Here is a 14,862-nt window from a genome sequence, read left to right as displayed (position 1 = left end):
CGGGCAAAGTTTCAATTGCTGAGGGACGGGCACCAGACATTCACAGCAGGTGCGCGCGATAGCTCTGCGGGTTGAGCGTCAATTGCGGGTAGAGGTCACCCCTCAAGCAGTAAATGTTGGGTTGGGTTAAGAAGCTAAAAATGCGGAAAAGATGGTAGTGCTCAGGATTGGCTTGCGAGCATTTGAGTTCATTTGGCGTGATAAAAAAAGCGCACTCTTTGGCAAATGCCGTCGTCTTCACCTCGATCCAACGCTCTCGTCCATCCGCATCAAAGGACAGAACGTCATAGCCCAAGCCATCGCCCTGGGTTTCCGCCACATGTTCGACCTTCTCGGCCAGCGATGTGCGGCCTTCTTTTCTGAGGCGCATCTTCTCAAAGGCCACCACAAAGCGTTCGCCAGCACTCCCTAGAGCATGGTTGCGGGCTTCTCGTGCCAAGTAGTCGCGCTTAACCGGTGTGGGCGTCGCGTAACGCTGCTTGGCCTCCTGCACGCTGGTCTGAGGCGTCTTGGACTCCGGTGGTGTGACAATGATGGAAGTATCTTTGGGGGCCGGTGCATCAATGACCGGCCGGTCTGCTGCATTGCGTGCTGCCTGATCGAATAGCTCAGTACGCAGCAGGTGGCGCTCAACAACATCGACCAGCATGCCCTGATAGTTACTCATCGGCTTGTAGCCGTTGATATAGGGGCAGTCGGCATCACGCAGTACGGCACTGATATTTTGATGCTTAAATTCGATAGAAGCCTTTGAGCGATTATTTAATTTCTCGGCAAGCTCACGATTGTGGTCTGTTTTCACGTAATGCTGGCCACACAGTTCTGCAATCAGCATCTTCTTGTACGTTTCGACAATCGCTGTGACTTCTTCACCACTCCATGGTTCGGGTCTGCTCATCCTGCTAACTCCTTTGGCGGGATATCACTCAATATTCTGAATCTGCTCACGCATCTGTTCGATCAGCACCTTGAGCTCGACGGCGCAGCGGGTGGTGTCGGCGACGACGGATTTGGAGGAGAGGGTGTTGGCTTCGCGGTTGAGTTCCTGCATCAGGAAGTCGAGGCGGCGGCCGATGGGGCCTTTCTGGGTGAGCTGACGACGGACTTCGCCGACGTGAGTGTCGAGGCGGTCGAGTTCTTCATCGACGTCGGCCTTCTGGGCCATCAGAGTCAGTTCGGCTTCCAGGCGTTGCGGGTCGAGGGTGGCGCGAACTTCTTCGAGGCGAGCGAGCAGGGTGTCGCGCTGACGGGCGAGGATGTCGGGCATCAGGCGGCGAACTTCGGCGACGTGGGTGTCGACGCCATCGAGGCGTGCGCTGATCAGTTCGGCGAGGCGTTCGCCTTCGCGAGCGCGGCCTTCGATGTGCTCGTCCAGCGCGCGCTTGAACAGGCTGAGGGCATCGGCCTTGATGCGTTCTTGATCGGCGCCTTCGCGCACCAGCACACCGGGGTAGTCGAGCAGGGCGAGGCGTGAGGGCTGCGGGGCGTCCGGGCAGTGCTGGCCGACTTCGGCGAGCACGCGGCTGAGTTCGCCCAGGCGTCTGGCATCGACAGCGAGGCTGTCGGCACCGGCTTCGGCGTCAAAGCGCAGCGAGAGTTCGACCTTGCCGCGGTTGAGGCGCTTGCGCAGGCCTTCGCGGAAGGTACTTTCGAGTTCGCGCAGGCTGTCGGGCAGGCGGAAGTGCGGTTCGAGATAGCGCTGGTTCACCGAGCGCAGCTCCAGCGTCAGGGTGCCGTAGTCGGCTTCATGGGTCTGGCGGCTGAAGGCGGTCATGCTGTGGACCATGACGTGCTCCTTGTCGGTTGGCTGTCGAGAGAGAGGCGGCGCATGAGCGACCGCGCTGATAGCCTGAAGTGTACGCGTGCCGCTCTTGAGCGCCCAGTGATCAGGCGCGGGTCAGGCCCGCGCGGCGCGAAGGTCGTCGCCCGTGGCTGCGGCGTGTAGACTCTGGCCTCCCGAATACTGCAACAAGGAATCCCCATGAGCGAAGCCAACGTGATCCGTCCCAGTGGCCGTACCCCGGAGCAGCCGCGCGAGATCCGCCTGACCCGTGAGTTCACTCGTCACGCCGAGGGTTCGGTGCTGGTGGAGTTCGGGGAGACCCGCGTGCTGTGCACCGCCTCTGTCGTGGCGGGCGTGCCGCGCTGGCTGCGTGGTTCCGGCAAGGGCTGGCTGACCGCCGAGTACGGCATGCTGCCGCGTGCGACCCACACCCGTAATGATCGTGAAGCGGCGCGTGGCAAGCAGGGTGGCCGCACGGTGGAGATCCAGCGTCTGATCGGCCGTGCGCTGCGCGCCGCAGTGGACCTCAAGAAGCTGGGCGAATACACCATCACCATCGATTGCGATGTGCTGCAGGCCGATGGTGGCACGCGCACCGCGGCGATCACCGGTGGCTGTGTGGCACTGGTCGATGCGCTGCAGGGCCTGCAGCGTGAGCGCAAGATCAAGACCGATCCGCTGGTGAGTCTGGTCAGCGCCGTCTCGGTCGGCATCTACAAGGGTGTGCCGGTCACCGATCTCGACTACCCGGAAGACAGCAAGGCCGATACCGACATGAATGTCGTGATGGCCGAAGGCAAGGGGCTGATCGAGGTGCAGGGTACGGCCGAAGGAGCGGCCTTCGATCGCGCCGAGCTCAATGCCCTGCTGGATCTCGCCGAGCGTACCGGTGAGCAGCTGTTCGCCGCGCAGCGCGCCGCACTCGGCATGCCGGCCGACGCCTGAGTCCTGCGACACGGCGCTGTGTCATCAGGGCCATGCCATGAGAGCGATGCCATGAGTGTCATGTCATGAGCGCTTGATGCCAGACAGAAAACGCCCCCACCGCGCAAGCGATGGGGGCGTTTTCGTCAGTGCCCGAAGGCACATCATGCGACTGGCAGGGTGGCCCGAGGCCGAACGCTCAAGGGGTGACAGCGTACATCACAGCTCGAGGTCGTACTCGACGATGACCGGTGCGAACTCGCTGAAGGTGGCATCGGTGTCGATCCAGGCGTCCTTGATATGACGACGCAGGTTCGGGTCGATGACCTGATAGTCGAGGCGCCAGCCTTCCTGACGGGCGCGCGGCTGGTCACTGTCCAGCGCTGGCCACCAGGAGTACTGGTCGGCATCGCGATTGACTTCGCGGAAGGCGTCGATGAAGCCGATCGGGCCGAAGACCTGATCCATCCATGCGCGTTCTTCCGGCTTGAAGCCCGGCGTCATCTGATTGTCGGACCAGTTGGCGAGGTCGACAGTCTTGTGGGCCACATGCCAGGTGCCGCAGATCATGTAATCACGACGCTTGCGGCGCAGCTTGCTGAGGTATTCCTGATACTGCTCCATGAAGGCGCCCTTGGCAGCCGGATCACTTCCGTCAGGCATCAGGAAAGAGCAGATGCTGAAGCGGTCGTAATCGGCCTGCAGGTAGCGGCCTTCGTTATCGCACTGCTCGAAGCCCAGTCCATACATGATGGCCTTGGGAATCTGGCGGCAATAGAGGCCAACCCCTGAGAAGCCGTCTTTTTCGGCGTCCAGGAAGTAGCCTTCGTACCCTTCCGGGTAGAGGATGCTGTCGTCGAGCTCGAAGCTCTTGGCCTTGAGGTTCTGGATGCAGACGACGTCGGCGTCCTGACTGGCAAGCCAGTCGAGGAAGCCGCGGCTGACCGCTTCTCGAATACCATTGACGTTAACTGTAGCGATTTTCATACGTGGTCCCTGGTTCGTCGCGCCTGTATGATACCCGAGCTTTAGACGATTTGGTAAATGGCTAACGAATTCAAAGGTGATATCGGATGCAGGACTACCAGCGGGAGTTCATTGAGTTTGCCATCGAGCAGGACGTGCTGCGGTTTGGCGAGTTTACGCTCAAGTCCGGGCGGGTGAGCCCCTACTTCTTCAATGCTGGTCTATTCCGCTCCGGACAGGCCCTGGCGCGTCTGGGACGCTTCTATGCGCGTGCCATCGTCGAATCAGGCCTGCAGGCCGATGTGCTGTTCGGTCCGGCGTACAAGGGTATCCCGCTGGGTGCCGTGACGGCCGTGGCGCTGGCTGACCATCATGATCGAGACATGCCGTTCACCTTCAATCGCAAGGAAGCCAAGACCCACGGTGAAGGGGGCTCGTTGGTCGGCGCGCCCCTCGAAGGCCGCGTGATGATCATCGATGATGTCATCACCGCCGGCACCGCCATCGGCGAAGTGATGGAGATCATCCACGCCGAGAGTGCCAAGGCGGCGGGCGTCGTGATCGCACTGGACCGCCAGGAGCGCGCTCCCGATGGTGAGGGAGGCCTGAAGGCGAACAGCGCCATTCAGGAAGTGGAGGCACGTTTCTCCATGCCCGTGGTCAGTATCGTGACGCTCGACCAGGTGCTCGAATATCTGGAACAATACGCACAGCAGGAACTGTCTGGGCATGCGGTCGCGATTCGCGACTATCGTGCGCAATACGGTCTCCAGGGCGCCTGAGAGCGTTCATGACCCGCGCAGCATTACCTTCCCAGTCACGTACAGAGGTGCATACATGACAGCTCACCGTAACATTCTCGGCCTTTCGGCAGCCATCCTCGCGGCCAGTCTGTCCGCCCCGGCCATGGCCGGCAACGCTGACCTCAACCTGAATAGTGAAGCCGTTCAGGGCGAAATCAATGGCGAGATCAGCAATGGCGTCCAGCTCGGCGGCGGTATCCTGTCCAGCGATGACCACGACGACGTCACGGCCGGCCACGTCCAGCTGCTGGGCACCGAGCGCACCAGCGAATACGACGTGGGCCTCGGCGCACGCTGGAGCCAGTACGACACCGACCACGGTGACGGCGGCGGTCTGGGTCTCGGCGGCTACGGCTACTACTACCTGCCGGGCGCACCGCGCGTCTCGCTGGGTGGCTACGGCTACGTGACCCCGGACGTCGCGACCAGCAACGACCTCGAGCACAGCTACGAATACGGCCTGCGCGCACGCTATCAGGTCATCGACAACGTCGAGGGCTATGTCGGCTATCGCAAGGTGAAGGCCGACTTCGAGAACCGTGACGAACGCACACTGGATTCCGGCCCGCTGGTCGGCATGCGTCTGCAGTTCTGAGCATGGTTCTCGGCAACGCGTGCTCCGCGTGAGTCACGCATTGCGGTAAGATGGCGGGCCCTTCGGGGCCCGCTTTGCGTTGTCATGGCCAGGTGATCATCGCCGGCCAGCCCCCTGTTTTCGCCTTCTGCCGCGAGTCTGCTCATGCTCGATATCGTGCTCTATCAGCCCGAGATTCCGCCCAATACCGGCAACATCATCCGGCTGTGTGCCAACACCGGTTACCGCCTGCATCTGATCGAGCCATTGGGGTTCGAGCTGGATGACAAGCGCCTGCGCCGCGCCGGACTCGATTATCATGAGTGGGCACGTGTGCAGCGCCATGCCAGCCTCGATGCCTTCGTGGCGAGCGTGAGGCCTTCGCGGGTCTTCGCGCTCTCGACGCGTGGGCGCACCGCGCCGCATGAGGCCAGCTTCCAGGCCGGTGATGCGCTGGTGTTCGGCCCCGAGACCCGCGGCCTGCCACAGGCGATGCTCGACAGTCTGCCCCGTGAGCAGGTGTTGCGCCTGCCGATGCTGGCCGACAGCCGCAGCATGAACCTGTCGAATGCCGTCGCCGTGGTCGTCTATGAGAGCTGGCGTCAGCTCGATTTCGCCGGCGCCGCAATCCTTGATTGATCGACCAGCACGCGATTGATCGGCCAGCCCTAGATTGATCGACCATCGCCCCGCGTGAGATGCATTTCCGCTCCCTTTCTTCGCCCAGCAGGACACCGTGATGACCGAGATCCGTGATCGCCTCGCCAAGCTCAACCCCCGCCAGCAGGAAGCCGTGCGCGCCATCGATGGCCCCTGTCTGGTGCTGGCCGGTGCCGGATCAGGCAAGACCAGCGTGATCACGACCAAGATCGCCTATCTGGTGCAGGAATGCGGCATGAAGGCACGCAACATCGCCGCCGTGACCTTCACCAACAAGGCGGCGCGCGAGATGAAGGAGCGTGTCGGCAAGATGCTCAAGGGCCGAGAGGGCCACGGGCTGATCGTCTCGACCTTCCACACTCTCGGGCTGACCATCATCCGCGGCGAGCTGAAGACGCTGGGCTACAAGCCGGGCTTCTCGCTGTTCGACACCGATGACGCCAAGGTGTTGATCAAGGAGCTGATGCACAAGGAAGCCGACACCGACGCCGAGCAGATCAACGCGGTGCAGAGTCAGATTTCCACCTGGAAGAATGACTTGGTCCTGCCCGGGGCGGCGCTGTCGCATGCCGAGGATGAAGACGCCCAGTACGCCGCGGTGATCTACGAGGCCTACAACCGGCATCTCAAGGCCTACAACGCGGTCGACTTCGATGACCTGATCCTGCTGCCGGTGGTGCTGTTCCGTGATCACCCCGAGGTACTGGCGCGCTGGCAGCGGCGCATCCACTACATGCTGGTCGATGAGTATCAGGACACCAACATCAGCCAGTACCTGCTGGTGAAGATGCTGATGCAGGAGCGCCAGACCTTCACGGTGGTGGGCGATGATGACCAGTCGATCTACGCCTGGCGCGGCGCGCGCCCCGAGAACCTCGTCACCCTCGGTGAGGACTTCCCGCGCCTGAACCTGATCAAGCTGGAGCAGAACTATCGCTCCACCGGCATCATTCTGCGCGCGGCGAACACCCTGATCGCCAACAACCCGCACGTCTACGACAAGACGCTGTGGTCGCAGATGGGCGATGGCGACCCGATCCGCATCATCATGAATCGCAACGAAGAGGCCGAGGCCGAGCGCGTGGCGGGCGAGATTCTCACGCGGCGCATCAAGGAAGGCGCCGAATGGCGTGACTTCGCGGTGCTCTATCGCGGCAACTTCCAGGCGCGCCTGCTGGAACTGAAGCTGCAGCACTACCAGATTCCCTACAAGCTCTCCGGCGGCACCTCCTTCTTCGGGCGCAACGAGATCAAGGACGCGATGGCCTACCTGCGTCTGCTGATCAACCCGGCGGACGACAACGCCTTCCTGCGCATCGTCAATGTGCCGCGGCGGGAAGTCGGGCCGGGCACGCTGGAGAAGCTGGCCAACTACGCCACCGGGCGTGGTGTGTCGCTCTACGCCGCCTGCAGCGAGATGGGCCTGCGCGAGCAGCTGAGCGAGCGGGCGCTGGACCGCCTCGGCCGCTTCACCCACACGCTGGACCGCGTGCGCCGCGAGATGGACGCCGGCCAGTCGATCAGCGCGATCCGCGAGCTGTTCCGCGAGGTGGATTACGAAGGCTGGCTGTATCAGAACGCCAGTGCGCCCAAGATCGCCGAGCGGCGCATGGCCAACGTCTGGATTCTGGTCGATCAGCTCGAGAAGTCGATCAGCGGCAATCCGCAGGAAGAGGTGGAGGAGCTCGAAGGCAGCGAGGCGATGATCGGCGATACTGAGACTGGCGATGTCGCGGCGGCCATCTCACGCCTGGTACTGCGCGACATTCTCGAGCAGCAGGCCGAGGAAGATGACTCGGACCGCGTGCAATTGCTGACGCTGCATGCCTCCAAGGGCCTGGAGTTTCCGCATGTCTACGTGCTGGGGCTGGAGGAAGACCTGCTGCCGCACCGCAACTCCATCGAGATGGACACGGTGGAGGAGGAGCGCCGCCTCGCCTACGTGGGCATCACGCGGGCGCGGCGTACTCTGGTGCTGACGCTGGCGCGCCAGCGCAAGACCTACGGCGAGATGATGGACTGTGTACCGAGCCGCTTCCTGGACGAGCTGCCGCCGGAAGACCTCGAGTGGGAAGGGCGGGCCGACAAGCCGCAGGATCAGGAGAAGAAAGTGGCCCGCGGACGGGATGCCATCGCGGGCCTGCGTTCGTTGCTGGGCTGATGTTTACCGTCGGGTGCTGTGCGCTGAGGTTCAGCGCACGGAATCGAGCAGGTAATCCACCGCGGCCTTCACTTCCTCATCGGAAAGCGCCGGGTTGCCGCCCTTGGCCGGCATGGCATTGAAGCCTTGGATGGCGTGGGTGTAGAGCGTCTCGTCGCCCTTGGAGAGACGGCCTTCCCAGTCGCCGGCCTCGCCCAGGCGCGGGGCCCCGGCGGCACCAGTGGTGTGACAGGCCATGCAGATGCCACCGTAGACCTTCTCGCCGTCTATCGCGCTGGCGGCATTGGCTTGCCCGCCAGCGCCACTGTCCGCCGGCTGTGAGCTTGCTGCCGAGGCATCACCGGCGCAGGCGTCGCCCTTCACGCATAGCTCGCCCACCGGCTTGAGTCGCTCGGCAATCGCCTCGCGGGAGTTGTCTGCGGCCTGTGCGGATGCGCTGACAAGCACGCTGAACAGCATCGCGCTCAATGAGAATGACAGGGGAGAGCGCTTGAGGGGAAAATCAGCTGGCCGGCGAGCTTGCATGGCGTGCACCTTTTGGGGCTGTGTATCGAGCCAGTATAGCGCTCGCCGGAGGCGCAGCAACCGCATGGCTGGCGGGATATCTCGACATCGTAGAATCAAGACGTTACCATAAGCGCGCCTCGGTTCACTGCAACCCTGGCATGCGCGCCCATAGCTCAGCTGGATAGAGTACTGCCCTCCGAAGGCAGGGGTCGCAGGTTCAAATCCTGCTGGGCGCGCCAACGAATTCCCGTCACCGGCATTGCCGGTCGACACCCGAAAAGCCCTCGTACCTCACGGTGCGGGGGCTTTTTGCATTGCGGCGCGCGATAGCGGCGCAGGCGACTTTCTTTGACGCCATCAAACGAGTGTTCTAAAACGGGGTGAACCACGCCGGCGATTCTCCTCGCGCCGGTCGCTATCGGCTGGTATGCCATACTTGTGGCTATCTGCCTTCGCTGCTGGCTCCGCCGGCCCTCACTGGATGTTCTCATGACGACTGCCACCCCTGTTGATCCTGCTTCGCCTGAGTCTGCTACCTCGGCTGAATCTGCTGCCTCGCCTGCTGGCTCGTCTACTGAGAGCCGCGAGGCTGCCAGTCGGGAAATCACGCGCATGCAGGCGCTGCTGGAAGACCAGCGCGCCGCCTATGGCCTGTCGCCGATGCCCAGCGCCGACGAGCGACAGGCCTGGCTGACCGCGCTGCGTGATGCGCTCAAGTCACACGAGGAGGCCTTGATCGCGGCGATCAGCGCCGATTTCGGCCACCGCAGCGCCCATGAGACGCGTCTGGCCGAACTGGTACCGAGCTATGAAGGCATTCGTCATGCGCGCCGTCACCTGAAGGGCTGGATGAAGCCCTCGAAGCGCCATGTCAGCGCCGCCTTCCAGCCGGCCTCTGCGCGCGTCGTCTATCAGCCGCTGGGCGTGGTCGGCATCATCGTGCCCTGGAACTATCCCCTCTATCTGGCGATCGGCCCCTTGATCAGCGCCCTGAGCGCCGGTAATCGGGTGATGATCAAGATGAGCGAGTTCACCCCCGAGACCGCCGAGGCGCTGCGCGTGATGCTGCTCGATGCCTTCGAGGAGGTGCAGGTGGCAGTCGTGACGGGGGAGGCCGATGTGGCGGCGGCCTTCTCGGCCTTGCCCTTCGACCATCTGCTGTTCACCGGCAGCACGGCGGTCGGCAAGCATGTGATGCGTGCCGCGGCGCATAACCTGACCCCCGTGACGCTGGAGCTGGGCGGCAAGTCGCCGGTGATCATGTCGCGTGAGCTGATGGCGGATGAGGCGCAGCGTCGTGAAGCGGCAGGGCGGCTGGCCTTCGGCAAGGGCATGAACGCCGGCCAGACCTGCGTCGCGCCGGACTACGTGCTGTGCAGTGACGACCAGGTCCCGCTGCTGGTCACGGCGCTGGGCAAGGCCTTCCAGCGCTTCTATCCGCGCTTCTGCGAGACGCAGGACTATTCGCGCATCATCAATCAGCGTCAGTACCAGCGCTTGCGCGAAGTGCTCGAGGACGCCCTGGCGAAGGGCGCGACACTCAGGCCGCTGGTCGATAGCCCTGACTGGAACGACCCGGAGCTGGTCGAGAAGCGTCTGATGCCGCCGCTGGCGTTGCTCGATGTGACGGATGAGATGCGCGTGATGCAGGAAGAGATCTTCGGCCCGCTGCTGCCGATCGTCGGCCTGGCCGTCGTGCAGGACGCGAACGAGGCTGATCGCGAGTCGAGGGAGAAGACTGGGTCCAGCGAGAAGGGCGCGGCGGATATGCTATCCGTCGCGATGGCCTATGTGAACGCCCGGCCCCGGCCGCTGGCGCTGTATTACTTCGGCCACGACAAACATGAACAGCAGCGGGTCACCGAGGGGACGCATGCGGGTGGAATGTGTCTGAACGACACCCTGCTGCATGTGGCGCAGGATGACATGCCGTTCGGCGGCATCGGGCCGTCCGGCATGGGGCATTATCATGGCAGGGAAGGCTTCCAGACGCTCAGCAAGGCCAAGGGAATCTTCGCCAAGGGGCGCATGAATGGCGCACGACTGATGTATCCGCCCTATGCCGACGGGCCGACAGCGCGCGCCATCCATGGTCTTATCCGCCGCCTGCTGATGCGCTAGGCGTTTCAGCGGTGCAGGTCGCCGGCACTTTCCGGCTGGTAATGCAGCGCCTCGATACGCACCTCATGCAGGCTGCCATCCGGCAGCCGCCACTCGATGAGGCTACCGACCTTGAGGCCGAGCAGGGCAGCCCCCAGTGGCGCCAGCACCGACAGGCCATCCTGCTGGCCGGGCAGCGCATGCGGATAGACCAGCGTGCGCACCAGAGTCTGCTGGCGGGTCAGGTCCGTGAACTCCACGCGGCTGTTCATGCTGACGATATCGGCGGGCACCTCGTGAGGCTCGACGACCTCGCCGCGCTCCAGCTCGTCCTCAAGCTGTTCTGCCACCTGACGGTCGGCGGCGGCAACGCGATCAATCAGGCGCTCGAGGCGTTCGGCGTCCAGACGATTGATGATGATCGAGGGAAGTGTGGCCATGAGACCTCCTGTCAGTCGTGGTGTCAGCCCCTTGCGAGCAAGGCCTTGCTGGACACCAAAAAAACAGCCCTCCGCCGGGAAGGGCGAAGGACTGTGTGCAGAAGTCATCATATAAACTTCGCTCGGCGATGGATAGTCCATTCAGGCAACTTGAGGTCAGCGCGAGGGCTATGACTGGGCCATGGCTGGACAGTGGTCGGGCATTGGGAGAGCCAGGAAAGAGCAAGGGGCAGACCCGCTCACTCCCGCGTCAGGCGCTGGAGCTGACGAACAGCCAGTCAGTGATCTCGTCGCGATTGAGCACGACCAGCTGCTGGGCGCGCGGAGACTCTTCCAGATGGTCCGGATTGATGCCAAGTTCACGCAGGACGTACTGCACCAAAGCGCCGCGTGTCGGCAGGTGCAGCTCGCCATCCACCATGCCGTGGTCCTGCTCTATCAGGCCGCGCTCGGCGGGTGTCAGGCGCGGGTCGGCGCCCAGTTTCAAGGTGACGCGCGTCTCCCAGCCTTCATCGCACTCGCGCTGGCTGCCCTCGAGGGCTTCACCGAACAGCTCCGGCACCGCGCGGAATCGAGACAGCACGAAGTCGCGAAAAGCGCGGTTCTTCTCGCAGAAGGCGCGCACATGCCAGCGGCCGGCGGCGTAGACCAGCGTATGTGGGCACAGGATGCGCTCCTCTCCCTGGGGAGAGTTGAGAGAGGCGTAGGTCACCTCGAGACGCGCGCCCTGACTGGCGGCTTCGATCAAGGCTCTGACCACCGGCGGGCTGGCGCTGCGCGACGGCAGACGCAGGGCCTCGGTATTTGCCTGGCCTAGCCCCAGCCCGGTGAAATGTGGATTCAGATTGTCGTGATTGCCAAGCAATTGCAGGTATTCATCGACCTCACCCCGCGTCAGCATGGGGCAGAAATTCGCCGACGGACGGTAGCCCTTGATGACGGGGTCATACTCGAGATTGTTCTCGGCGACCGTCTCGCGGTAGGTCTTCATGACGCGCGAGGCTTGCTGCCTGGCGATACCGAAGGCGTTGCCCAGATGACGCGAAGTGACTCGCCCCTCCCACAAGGCGATGATCTCGATCAGGCGGTAACGCGCCAGCGTGTCCCATGGCAGGACTTCGAGGCGTTGCTTGATGCTCATTGCTGAATCCTTTCATACGGGTCTTCTGGAGCGTATTCGTGACGCATTGCACACATCTGGCTTGGCAATGGCGACACATGGCGAGTGCTCACGAGGATCGGTAAGAGGACCCTGCTCCGGGTGGCGTGTGGCGAACAAGCCTTCGTTAACTGCAGGATATGCATGAAGAAGACTCCGGCAGAAGATACCTGCTCCGTTGCGTTGACCCTAGTGACTGCGCATCGACGTCTCGTTTTTGCGTCGTTCAAACGCGACGCATCATCATAATTCGACGATTTATCCTTGCTCGGTGTCGTGTGATTGCGCGCTATCAATAGATCAAGGCATGACGTTGCGCAGGGGCGTTGGCCGCGAGTGGCATGCTCTGAATGAAGACGCTATATGCACAACACTAATATGCCTCATATAACCCTCATTTAAGTGTTAGAGATGCCTCAGGCCAAGGTATCGCGCAAAGTTGCCTTATTCTGCGAGCCCTAATAGCGACGCACTTTCTGCAATGACATTCACAAGTATTAGAGAGGTAGTCATGCAGCCCTTTACGGCAACAACGAAAAGTGCTCAAACGCAAAAGACCCGCCGAGTTGGCGGGTCTTTTGCGTTTGAGCACGATGCCCCCTGACATCAGACAGGGGGCGGGCTGGGCCAGCTTACTTGCTGGCGCGCTTGCGCTCGTTCTCTTTCAGGTACTTCTTGCGGATACGGATGTGCTGCGGAGTGACTTCTACCAGCTCATCGGAATCCAGGAACTCGATCGCCTGTTCCAGGGTGAAGCGAATCGGCGGCGTCAGCACGATGTTTTCATCGTTGCCGGTAGAACGCATGTTATCGAGCTTCTTGGCCTTGGTCGGGTTCACGACCAGGTCATTGGCACGGTTGTGAATACCGACCAGCATGCCTTCATAGACTTCGGTACCGTGACCGATGATCAGCTTGCCACGTTCCTGCAGGGTGTACAGGGCGTAGGACAGCGCCTTGCCCGGCACCATGGAGATCATGACGCCGTTGCGGCGCTCGACGCCTGCGCCTTCCTTCAGGTCACCGTAGTGATCGAAGCGGCTGGTCAAAATACCGGTACCGGAGGTCAGGGTCAGGAACTGGCCACGGAAGCCGATCAGACCGCGAGACGGGATGATGAAGTCCAGACGCACACGACCCTTGCCATCCGGGTTCATGTTGGTCAGCTCGCCCTTGCGGTAGCCCAGCTCTTCCATGATGGAGCCCTGGTGCTGCTCTTCACAGTCGATGATGACTTCTTCGTACGGCTCCTGCTTCTTGCCGTCGATTTCCTTGATGATGACTTCCGGACGACCCACGGCCAGCTCGAAGCCTTCACGACGCATGGATTCGATGAGAACGGAGAGGTGAAGCTCACCACGACCGGAGACGACGAATTTCTCCGGCGTCTCGCCCTGTTCGACGCGCAGTGCGACGTTGTGGATCAGTTCCTGATCCAGACGCTCACGGATGTTGCGGCTGGTGACGAACTTGCCGTCCTGACCGGCGAACGGAGAGTCATTGACCTGGAAGGTCATGGAGACGGTCGGCTCATCGACGGTCAGCGGCGGCAGCGCCTCGACAGTGGCGGTGTCGCAGATGGTGTCGGAGATCGCGAGGTTCTCGATACCGGTGATGCAGACGATATCGCCGGCAGTCGCCTTGTCGGTCTGCACGCGGTCCAGACCCATGTGAGTCATGACCTGGCCGATCTTGCCCTTACGGACAGCGCCTTCCTTGGTGATGATGGACACCTGCTGACCCGGGCTGACGGCGCCGCGCTTGATGCGGCCCAGACCGATGACGCCGACGTAGCTGTTGTAGTCCAGTGCGGAGATCTGCATCTGGAACGGACCGTCCAGCTCGACCTTCGGCGGCTCGACGATGTCGACGATGGACTGGAACATCGGGTCCATGGTGTCTTTCAGGTCTTCCGGGTCCATACCGGCAATGCCGTTGAGGGCAGAGCAGTAGATGATCGGGAAGTCGAGCTGCTCGTCAGTCGCGCCCAGGTTGTCGAACAGATCGAAGATCTGGTCAACGACCCAGTCAGGACGAGAGCCCGGACGGTCGATCTTGTTGACGACGACGATCGGCTTCAGGCCCTGGGCGAATGCCTTCTGGGTCACGAAGCGCGTCTGCGGCATCGGGCCATCGACGGCATCGACCAGCAGCAGTACGGAATCGACCATGGACATCACGCGCTCGACTTCGCCACCGAAGTCAGCGTGCCCGGGGGTATCCACGATGTTGATGTGGTAGTCGTTCCACTGGATCGCGGTGTTCTTCGCGAGAATGGTGATGCCGCGCTCTTTTTCCTGGTCGTTGGAATCCATGATGCGTTCCTGACCCTCGGCCTTGCGGTCCAGGGTGCCAGACTGACTCAGGAGCTTGTCGACCAGGGTAGTTTTACCGTGGTCAACGTGGGCGATGATGGCTATGTTGCGAAGTTTCTCGATCACGACGGGAACCTGTGCGGAAAATGGGCGCTCGCGTACCGGGCGCTTGTGATTTGGGGCGCATTATAGGGGGCATGGCATGCCTCCTGCCAGCATCGTGCATTCACGAGGCGAGTCAGCGAGTGCCTTCAATTGGTCTGAAGTGCCCAAATGATTGTCTCTCAAGTCTTTTCCGCCCCCCTGTCGCGCATGAAAAAAACTTGTGAGTCGAGGCCAACATCAGGAGGAAAGGAAGAAATGACCGCAATCTGATGCTGACGTGATCATCGGGTGTGAGCGGAGAAATACTTGAGATCCAGTATTTTGCACCAATGTGGAGCAATGACGTTTTTTGGTGCACCCAAATG

13 protein-coding genes and 1 tRNA gene are annotated in these 14,862 nt (G+C 62.0%); 7 read left to right on the top strand and 7 right to left on the bottom strand.

What is annotated here, in order from left to right; all coding sequences use genetic code 11:
• Window positions 1–40 precede the first annotated feature (40 nt).
• Both FLM52_17280 and FLM52_17275 read right to left on the bottom strand, forming a co-directional pair.
• Window positions 41–835 carry a DUF3883 domain-containing protein gene (locus tag FLM52_17280; GenBank protein ID NVN57476.1) on the bottom strand — a complete coding sequence of 265 codons (795 nt, stop codon included), beginning with the start codon at window positions 833–835 and terminating at the stop codon, window positions 41–43.
• Window positions 836–922: 87 nt separating this feature from the next.
• Window positions 923–1,786 carry a YicC family protein gene (locus FLM52_17275; GenBank protein NVN57475.1) on the bottom strand — a complete coding sequence of 288 codons (864 nt, stop codon included), beginning with the start codon at window positions 1,784–1,786 and terminating at the stop codon, window positions 923–925.
• Window positions 1,787–1,981: 195 nt separating this feature from the next.
• Here FLM52_17275 and FLM52_17270 point away from each other — a divergent pair, with 195 nt between their 5' ends.
• A complete protein-coding gene (locus tag FLM52_17270) occupies window positions 1,982–2,728 on the top strand; it encodes a ribonuclease PH (GenBank protein ID NVN57474.1) in 747 nt (248 codons plus the stop codon).
• Window positions 2,729–2,926: 198 nt separating this feature from the next.
• Here the strand turns inward: FLM52_17270 and xth are convergent, their stop codons facing one another.
• The gene (gene xth / locus FLM52_17265; protein NVN57473.1) at window positions 2,927–3,694 is read right to left on the bottom strand and encodes an exodeoxyribonuclease III; all 768 of its coding nucleotides are present in this window, start codon (window positions 3,692–3,694) and stop codon (window positions 2,927–2,929) included.
• A gap of 86 nt (window positions 3,695–3,780) precedes the next feature.
• Between xth and pyrE the strand changes: the two genes are divergently transcribed.
• From pyrE to rep, 4 genes are all read left to right on the top strand, one after another.
• Window positions 3,781–4,455, top strand: a complete 675-nt coding sequence (gene pyrE / locus FLM52_17260; GenBank protein ID NVN57472.1) for an orotate phosphoribosyltransferase — start codon at window positions 3,781–3,783, stop codon at window positions 4,453–4,455.
• Window positions 4,456–4,510: 55 nt separating this feature from the next.
• Window positions 4,511–5,071: a hypothetical protein gene (locus FLM52_17255; protein ID NVN57471.1), complete on the top strand. Its 561-nt coding sequence runs from the start codon at window positions 4,511–4,513 to the stop codon at window positions 5,069–5,071.
• A gap of 144 nt (window positions 5,072–5,215) precedes the next feature.
• Window positions 5,216–5,689, top strand: coding sequence for a tRNA (uridine(34)/cytosine(34)/5-carboxymethylaminomethyluridine(34)-2'-O)-methyltransferase TrmL (trmL, locus tag FLM52_17250; GenBank protein NVN57470.1), 474 nt, complete (start codon window positions 5,216–5,218; stop codon window positions 5,687–5,689).
• Window positions 5,690–5,789: 100 nt separating this feature from the next.
• On the top strand, window positions 5,790–7,871 hold the full coding sequence (gene rep / locus FLM52_17245; protein NVN57469.1) for a DNA helicase Rep: 2,082 nt from the start codon (window positions 5,790–5,792) through the stop codon (window positions 7,869–7,871).
• A 30-nt stretch (window positions 7,872–7,901) separates the two neighbouring features.
• Here the strand turns inward: rep and FLM52_17240 are convergent, their stop codons facing one another.
• Window positions 7,902–8,462, bottom strand: a complete 561-nt coding sequence (locus FLM52_17240; protein NVN57468.1) for a cytochrome c5 family protein — start codon at window positions 8,460–8,462, stop codon at window positions 7,902–7,904.
• A 78-nt stretch (window positions 8,463–8,540) separates the two neighbouring features.
• On the opposite strand from FLM52_17240, the gene FLM52_17235 reads away from it, so the two are divergent.
• Window positions 8,541–8,617, top strand: a tRNA-Arg gene (locus FLM52_17235).
• Between the two features lie 373 nt (window positions 8,618–8,990).
• Entirely contained in the window at window positions 8,991–10,499 is a 1,509-nt protein-coding gene (locus FLM52_17230; protein ID NVN57467.1) for a coniferyl aldehyde dehydrogenase, read from the top strand.
• 5 nt (window positions 10,500–10,504) lie between these two features.
• On the opposite strand, the gene FLM52_17225 is transcribed toward FLM52_17230, so the two are convergent.
• The 3 genes from FLM52_17225 to typA all read right to left on the bottom strand — a co-directional run bounded on the left by FLM52_17225 (window position 10,505) and on the right by typA (window position 14,518).
• Window positions 10,505–10,918: a nucleoside diphosphate kinase regulator gene (locus tag FLM52_17225; GenBank protein ID NVN57466.1), complete on the bottom strand. Its 414-nt coding sequence runs from the start codon at window positions 10,916–10,918 to the stop codon at window positions 10,505–10,507.
• Between the two features lie 250 nt (window positions 10,919–11,168).
• A complete protein-coding gene (locus FLM52_17220) occupies window positions 11,169–12,059 on the bottom strand; it encodes a WYL domain-containing protein (GenBank protein NVN57465.1) in 891 nt (296 codons plus the stop codon).
• A 650-nt stretch (window positions 12,060–12,709) separates the two neighbouring features.
• On the bottom strand, window positions 12,710–14,518 hold the full coding sequence (typA, locus tag FLM52_17215) for a translational GTPase TypA (protein ID NVN57464.1): 1,809 nt from the start codon (window positions 14,516–14,518) through the stop codon (window positions 12,710–12,712).
• Window positions 14,519–14,862: the final 344 nt, after the last annotated feature.

The sequence above is a fragment of the bacterium Scap17 genome (assembly GCA_013376735.1).
In the GTDB taxonomy this organism is placed as follows: domain Bacteria; phylum Pseudomonadota; class Gammaproteobacteria; order Pseudomonadales; family Halomonadaceae; genus Cobetia.
This window is presented reverse-complemented; position numbering and strand designations above follow the sequence as displayed.

Bases quoted from the DNA above. Each gene is read 5' to 3' on its own strand.
- trmL (NVN57470.1), top strand. From the start codon at position 5,216: ATGCTCGATATCGTGCTCTATCAGCCCGAGATTCCGCCCAATACCGGC.
- FLM52_17225 (NVN57466.1), bottom strand. From the start codon at position 10,918: ATGGCCACACTTCCCTCGATCATCATCAATCGTCTGGACGCCGAACGC.
- FLM52_17220 (NVN57465.1), bottom strand. From the start codon at position 12,059: ATGAGCATCAAGCAACGCCTCGAAGTCCTGCCATGGGACACGCTGGCG.
- FLM52_17240 (NVN57468.1), bottom strand. From the start codon at position 8,462: ATGCGGTTGCTGCGCCTCCGGCGAGCGCTATACTGGCTCGATACACAG.
- pyrE (NVN57472.1), top strand. From the start codon at position 3,781: ATGCAGGACTACCAGCGGGAGTTCATTGAGTTTGCCATCGAGCAGGAC.
- xth (NVN57473.1), bottom strand. From the start codon at position 3,694: ATGAAAATCGCTACAGTTAACGTCAATGGTATTCGAGAAGCGGTCAGC.
- FLM52_17280 (NVN57476.1), bottom strand. From the start codon at position 835: ATGCTGATTGCAGAACTGTGTGGCCAGCATTACGTGAAAACAGACCAC.
- FLM52_17270 (NVN57474.1), top strand. From the start codon at position 1,982: ATGAGCGAAGCCAACGTGATCCGTCCCAGTGGCCGTACCCCGGAGCAG.
- FLM52_17255 (NVN57471.1), top strand. From the start codon at position 4,511: ATGACAGCTCACCGTAACATTCTCGGCCTTTCGGCAGCCATCCTCGCG.
- rep (NVN57469.1), top strand. From the start codon at position 5,790: ATGACCGAGATCCGTGATCGCCTCGCCAAGCTCAACCCCCGCCAGCAG.
- FLM52_17275 (NVN57475.1), bottom strand. From the start codon at position 1,786: ATGGTCCACAGCATGACCGCCTTCAGCCGCCAGACCCATGAAGCCGAC.
- FLM52_17230 (NVN57467.1), top strand. From the start codon at position 8,991: ATGCAGGCGCTGCTGGAAGACCAGCGCGCCGCCTATGGCCTGTCGCCG.